The sequence below is a fragment of the Candidatus Poribacteria bacterium genome, from assembly GCA_021295715.1.
Lineage (GTDB): Bacteria > Poribacteria > WGA-4E > WGA-4E > WGA-3G > WGA-3G.
This window is the reverse complement of record JAGWBV010000001.1, coordinates 90,037-96,922: the sequence shown is the minus strand read 5'-3', so window position 1 is coordinate 96,922 and position 6,886 is coordinate 90,037. Positions and strand designations below refer to the sequence as shown.

Annotated in this window: 6 protein-coding genes; all 6 read left to right on the top strand. The window is 49.8% G+C overall.

All coding sequences use genetic code 11. The features are described from left to right. Positions 1 to 869 precede the first annotated feature (869 nt). The 6 genes from J4G07_00445 to J4G07_00420 all read left to right on the top strand — a co-directional run bounded on the left by J4G07_00445 (position 870) and on the right by J4G07_00420 (position 6,842). The gene (locus J4G07_00445; GenBank protein ID MCE2412447.1) at positions 870 to 1,358 is read left to right on the top strand and encodes a hypothetical protein; all 489 of its coding nucleotides are present in this window, start codon (positions 870 to 872) and stop codon (positions 1,356 to 1,358) included. A 38-nt stretch (positions 1,359 to 1,396) separates the two neighbouring features. After that, on the top strand, positions 1,397 to 2,482 hold the full coding sequence (locus J4G07_00440; GenBank protein MCE2412446.1) for a Gfo/Idh/MocA family oxidoreductase: 1,086 nt from the start codon (positions 1,397 to 1,399) through the stop codon (positions 2,480 to 2,482). 99 nt (positions 2,483 to 2,581) lie between these two features. After that, the gene (locus J4G07_00435) at positions 2,582 to 3,505 is read left to right on the top strand and encodes a hypothetical protein (GenBank protein ID MCE2412445.1); all 924 of its coding nucleotides are present in this window, start codon (positions 2,582 to 2,584) and stop codon (positions 3,503 to 3,505) included. Continuing rightward, the gene (hemB, locus tag J4G07_00430; GenBank protein MCE2412444.1) at positions 3,502 to 4,479 is read left to right on the top strand and encodes a porphobilinogen synthase; all 978 of its coding nucleotides are present in this window, start codon (positions 3,502 to 3,504) and stop codon (positions 4,477 to 4,479) included. The genes J4G07_00435 and hemB overlap by 4 nt, the downstream gene beginning before the upstream one ends. A gap of 63 nt (positions 4,480 to 4,542) precedes the next feature. Beyond that, positions 4,543 to 5,826, top strand: coding sequence for a glutamate-1-semialdehyde 2,1-aminomutase (hemL, locus tag J4G07_00425; protein MCE2412443.1), 1,284 nt, complete (start codon positions 4,543 to 4,545; stop codon positions 5,824 to 5,826). A 35-nt stretch (positions 5,827 to 5,861) separates the two neighbouring features. Beyond that, complete coding sequence (locus J4G07_00420; GenBank protein MCE2412442.1) at positions 5,862 to 6,842, top strand: polyprenyl synthetase family protein; 981 nt, start codon at positions 5,862 to 5,864, stop codon at positions 6,840 to 6,842. Positions 6,843 to 6,886 lie beyond the last annotated feature (44 nt).

The window sequence follows — 6,886 nt, the reverse complement described above, 5'->3', positions numbered from 1 at the left end:
CAGACAACCTGTCGCTCTGCAGAAATTCGACGAGGTGTTTCTGCTTCCGAGAGATCACCGATAGCGGCAATTTCGTCCCCTTGAATACCGATATCTGCGATAAAGGGTTCCCGTTTACCTGTTCCGTCAACGATGTTTCCGCCTGCAATAATTGTATCAAACGTCATTATTTTAATTTTCCTTGCGGTTCGGTCAGATCGGTTCTATGTTTGAAGTGCCTTTTCGTTTATTCACCTGCGCCGTTGTTGCAGGTTTCGTTTTCGTGCTAATTTTCAGACGGGAAGACTCGCCTTCTTATCTATCCTAAACGTGAGTTTGATAAAAGTGTCACGTTGGATTTCGCTACCGTTATTGACCCAGAAAGTGTCTTGAAAAACGTTTTCGGTGTATTTACCGCTCTACCTAGGGGAAACACCCAAGCAAAAACACCTACAGATGTATTTTCAAACTGGCGTTATCCTAAGGGGACTTCTCCATCATCACCACAATCTATCACGAAAAAAGATATATGTCAACACAGACGCATAAGTTATTAGGGCTATTCAGTTTTCGGGTTTTTAAGTTGAAAAATCGCGACCGGGAGGCCGCTTCTACAAGAATGGTTTCTATGATTAATCAGAAGGTGAGGTTAGAAACCTCGCCAGCGGGAAATGGTTAGTAAGAGGCGGGTTGAGGAGAGTGGCGGTTTTAGGACGCAAACTGGAAAGTTTGCGGTACAGAAGCGTTAGAGTCGGGAATCGGAGTTCCCTCCTACAGAGGATCCCTACTTTTCCTTTGACAAAAAAATCGGGGACTGATACAATGGGAATCAATATTTACACCCAATTATTTAGCTGGGGCTACCCCAGCCCAAGACAGGAGAAGACCCCATGCGTCAAGCCTGCACCTACATCAAGACGTTGCTCGCAATTCCATATTCCACATTCGGGATAGTTCTACTGTCGCTGACGCTTGTCGTGAGCGGTTGTAGTGAGACCTCTTCTGGTGGAAGCGGTTTTACCGATGTAGCACGGGACGAACCAACGATTGTGGATTCTGTCTTGGCAATCAGTGTCTTCGAGGATAGACCCGACGGTATCACGACCACCTTCTCCGCTGGGGTCAACGACCAAGTGTATTTATGGGTCTTATGGGCAAACATCACAGAACACCACACCGTTAAAGTCTCATGGTTCTCACCAGAAGACGACTTGGACGACCCGCCCTTCTGGACAGAAAAGAAAACCCTCACATCAACGACAGGCGATAAAATTACGTGGTTTTACATCGACTTGCCAGACATTACAGGCGAATGGTTCGTTGAAATCCACTTAGATGACGATCTCTTTGAACGGAGTCATGTCTTCTGGGTGGAATAGCAAAGGCGATTACCGACTCACCCGCTGGGAGGACAGCCATGGATACCCTTAAAATCGCGCACATCGGTACTGGCAGACGCGGTGCCGGAACCTACCTTCCCCTTATCTCAAAATTGACGGATGACCTCGAACTCGTCGCTGTGTGCGATCCACGCGAAGAGAGCGTCACTGAACAGGGCGAGAAATACAGTGTCCCCGCCTACACAGATACCGAGCAGATGTTGGAAACAGTGAAACCTGACATCTGCTCAATTGTGATTACACCGAGCAACAATCACATTCCAGGGCTTCTCTGCTCCGAGCGTGGGGTTAGTTATTGCACCGAAACGCCTATTGATACCGATCTCGGATGGGCAGACAAGATGATTACGTCCGCACAAGAGAACGGCACAAAATTGGAAGTCAACGAAAATTACTACCGCGTCCCTTCAGAACGGATAAAACGGGAGATGATTCTTTCGGGCGTTTTCGGGAAAGTCAACGCCGCCTATAACGACTTTCGAGGACACGGCTATCACGGCATCGGACTCATCCGTAGTTACGTCGGTTTTGACAATGAACCCGTTCAAGTCTATGGTTTCCGAAAAGGCTATAACGTTCAGGAACACGTCTGGCGGCAGGGACAACCTTCGCGCGATACTGAGGATTGGCAACATGCTGTGATTGAGTTCGCAGATGGTGCTGTTGGAATCTTCAATTTCAGCAGTCTCTCCTACGGTTCCCCACTGCGAGGCTTTAACGGGTCAAAGTTCTACGCAGAACGTGGGATGTGCTTCCGAAACGATGCCGTTATCTTAAACGAAACCGCCGATGCACAGCGTGCGGTTAACATCTCACGCAGAACGAATACTGTTGATGGCTATGAAACCTTAGCCGCCCTTGTGGCGGACACTGACCCTGAAGTGGTGTGGGAAAACCCGTTGCAAAATTATCCACTCAGCGATGGTGAAATCACTGTCGCATCAGAACTGATGAGTCTCGTAAACGCAGTTCGTAACGACACAGAACCTGAATACGGTGCTTATAACGGGCGCAAGGATCGGGAGATTGATGTCGCGATGTCACGCTCATGGGCAAACAACGGCGCGCCTGTCACTTTCCCATTTGAATACGAGGCACGCTGAACGCCGCTGTTAGAGAATTTGCCTTGCCGTTTGCAGAGATATTCTGTATACTTTAATAATTAAGTTGGAACAATCAAAACCTTGGAGGAACCTCCCATTTTGAAAAACTTTCGGTTCATTCTCGCCATTTTGCTTCTCTTCGGTCTTAGCGCGACATTAATGGGAAATGAATGGGCAAACTACTACTTTCCAGACGCGCCCGGCAGTTCCTGGATTTACGAAGATCAGAACGGTGACGAGTTGACGCGCTACGCAATAGAGCCAGAAGAGCTTGATGGCGAATCCTATCGCGCCTTCAGTTACGACCCGGCTTTGGAGAACTGGGCAGACTTTGAGCATTACGTTCACCCCTATTTCTATCAAGTCGGTGCCGACTGGGTGGCGTTTTTTGTTGGCACTGAAATCGAAAACGCGCTCAAAGCCGCCACAATGGAGCAGATGGAAGAAGCTATCGTGTTGATGCGTCAAGCACTGATGGAACAGATGCCTCCGGAATTAAACGTCACATTTGACTTAGATTACGATATTGAAGTAGATTCCCAAGACTACTTCTATTTCCTACCGACACCTGCCACCTTTGGTGAAGAGTGGACAGCTATCGAAATAAACGTCGTCCTCACCATGACAATTGATATCAAAGGCATGCCTATAGAGATACCTGGCGGCTCAACGCAGACTGTTAAAACCTACACCACCCTCGTAGAGTCAGGTAACGTCACCGGCACAGAAACGGTGGAGACGGAAGCCGGCACTTTTGAAGACTGCTTGGTAATTGAGTATCGAACAGATGCATCAACAGAGACAGTGATGTCTGTGGAAGTTCCACAGCAGCCGGGACCGCAAGATCAGCAAGATGTAACCCTAACAACTATCTGGTTGGCACCTAATGTCGGTATCGTTAAATTTGAACACCAACACGAGGTGGCTGAGGAGAACGAGGCTATGGGACTGGACTCACCCGAAGACCAGACTCTTGAATTAATCCGATACGAAATCCAATCCTCGAGTTCGGAGGGTGAATGAGCATTTTCCCTGTCTATCGTCCGAGGCGACTTCGCGCAAATGAGAACTTGCGACGATTGATTCGCGAGACCGCGCTCTCTGCGAATGACCTCATCTACCCAATGTTTGTCGTCCACGGACATAACACCGCAACCGAAATTTCCGCCATGCCTGGGTGCTACCAATACTCGGTTGACACCCTCGTCATCGCCGCGAAAGAACTCGCATCGCTCGGGATTCCCGGAACAATTCTGTTCGGCATCCCAGAGGCAAAAGACCCTCTCGGTTCTGAGGCATACGCCGACGATGGAATCATTCAACAAGCGGTTCGAGCCATCAAAGATGCTGTCCCCGATCTGCTTGTCATGACCGATGTTTGTCTCTGCGAATACACCGATCACGGACATTGCGGTGTTGTTGAAGCCGGTGAAGTGCAAAACGATCCGACACTGGAACTCCTCGTCAAGGAGAGCCTGTCGCATGCCCGTGCCGGTGCCGATGTTATCGCACCGTCCGATATGATGGATGGTCGCGTCGGCGCGATTCGTGAGGCGTTAGACGAAAACGGTTACGAAAACATACCGATTATGGCATATTCTGCCAAATACGCCTCTGCCTTCTACGGACCGTTTCGAGAAGCGGCGGAATCGACCCCTCAATTTGGTGATCGACGCGCGTATCAGATGGATCCAGCTAATGCAGAAGAGGCGTTACGCGAAGTCGCATTGGATATACAAGAAGGCGCGGATATTCTCATGGTAAAACCTGCCCTCTCCTACCTCGATGTTATCCATCGGGTCAAAACAGAATTTCAGGTGCCTGTCGCGGCTTACAACGTCAGCGGTGAATACGCCATGGTGAAAGCCGCTGCACAAAACGGTTGGATCGACGAAGAACGGGTCGCATTGGAGGTGCTCAACAGCATCAAACGCGCAGGTGCGGACATAATTTTAACCTACTTTGCGAAGTCCGTTGTGGAATGGTTGCAAAACTAAGGTTTATGCATAGTGAATCGACACTGACAACTGACAACTACTAAAAGATTTTGGAGGAACGCTTTGGAGAGCAGTAAATCCTTAGCCGCATGGCAAAAATCACAACAACTCATTCCGGGTGGGGTTAACAGCCCTGTCCGAAATTTCAGTAAAGTCGGCGGACACCCCCGTTTCATCGAACGTGGTGAAGGCTCGAAAATCTACGACATTGATGGAAACGAATATATTGATTACGTTGCCTCTTGGGGTCCCTTGGTTTTGGGACACGCGCACCCGAGCGTCATAGAGGCAATCAGTGCGGTGGCGGCGAACGGCACGAGTTTTGGCGCGCCGACGACACGAGAGACAGAACTCGCTGAAATCATTGTCAACGCCGTGCCTTCGATTGAACAAGTGCGACTCGTCAATTCCGGTACCGAAGCAACCATGAGTGCAATCCGTGTTGCACGCGGGTATACCGGTCGCGATAAAATCCTCAAAATCGACAGTTGCTACCACGGTCACGTGGATTATCTATTAGCGAAAGCTGGATCCGGTGTCGCAACGTTTGGGCTTTCCGATAGCGGCGGTGTCCCGGAAGATTTCGCACGTAATACACTCACGGTCCCCTTCAATAATCCCGATGCCGTCCGTGAAGCGATAGAAGCCAACCCTGACGAAATTGCCTGTCTCATTCTCGAACCGATTATGGGCAATATGGGCATCATCCCACCGCGTGAGGGGTATCTCAATCAACTCCGTGAAATCACTGAAGAACACGGTATTGTGCTTATTTTTGACGAGGTCATCACCGGTTTTCGAGTGGCTTATGGGGGTGCGCAATCCTACTATAACGTCACACCGGACATGACCTGTTTAGGGAAGATTATCGGTGGCGGATTGCCTGTTGGTGCTTATGGCGGGAAACGGGACATCATGCGGTGCGTTGCCCCGGAAGGCGATGTTTATCAGGCGGGGACACTGTCCGGTAATCCGTTAGCTGTAACAGCGGGTATAACAACGCTGAAAAAACTCGCTGAACCGGCGGTTTATGAACAACTTGAGAACCGTGCGGCTGCCCTTGCGGAGGGTCTCGCTGCGGCAACCCAAAAACACAGTATTGACGCTTGGCACAGTCGCGTCGGTTCAATGCTGATGCTCTACTTTACGTCAGAAACTGTAACGGATGCTGATGGCGCACGCACAGCGGATACTGAACGCTTCCAACGATACTTCTGGGGACTTCTGGAACGCGGTATCTATGTCGCACCCTCCCAATTTGAGGCAGGATTTGTCTCTTTAGTTCACTCTGAAGAGGACATCAATAACACCGTTGAAGCCGCAACACAGACATTGGCAAATCTCTAAAGGGAAAAGGCAGCCACAAGGGTTGCCCCTACATTATGTCCAACTTTGATCAAATCGTTGAATTGATTACCGACGATCTCAGTGCCGTTGAGGCGAAACTCACTGAACACACCGCCAGCGAATATACCTTTGTTGACATGGCAGTTCAACACGTTGTGGAGGGTGGCGGTAAACGGTTGCGTCCGATTCTCGTTGTGCTTTCTGCCAAAGTCTGTGGATACGAAGGGAGCGACGCACACACGCTTGCCGCCGTGGTTGAACTCATCCATGTCGCATCACTTGTTCACGACGATGTACTCGACGAAGCCGCGATCCGCCGTGGACGTGAGACGTTACAGACGAAATGGGGCAACAAAGTCGCAGTCCTCGTCGGAGATTACTTACATGCTCGCGTCCTTTCGATGCTCGTGTCCCGTCGTGCTGATGATCCGGCGATGGCGATCCTCGCCGATACTACGCAGGCAATGTGTGAAGGTGAGGTCATACACGCCTACAAAAGTGGCGATTTCGACATCTCCGAAGCCGAATACCTCAAAATTATCAGTTTCAAAACCGGGAAACTAATCGCGGCGTCCTGCACCCTTGGCGCACATCTCGGCGCAACAGACACACAGCAAGTTGAGGCACTCACGACCTACGGACAACAGATTGGAACCGCTTTCCAAATTGTGGACGATCTGCTCGATTTCACAGAAGATTCCGATACATTGGGGAAAGACGCGTTTGGCGATCTCCGCGAAGGCAAACTCACCTTCCCGATCATCTATGCGCGATCTGTCTGTAATGACGATGAAAAACATAAACTTGAGAAGATGCTGCACCGTGATACAGATGAAACCGAAGCCATCGATTTTGTCAAATCTCTATTCCTGAGGTATGGGGTCGAACCTCACTGCTTGAAAGTCGCCCAAGGCTACGCAGATCGTGCTAAAGCCGCGTTGACAGTCCTACCTGAGACACCTGCTCGTATCGCACTAGAGCACCTCGCAGATTATGTCGTTTCACGCGAATCCTAAGGAACAGTTGTTAGTTAAGAGATGGTTTGGTTAATCAAAAATCT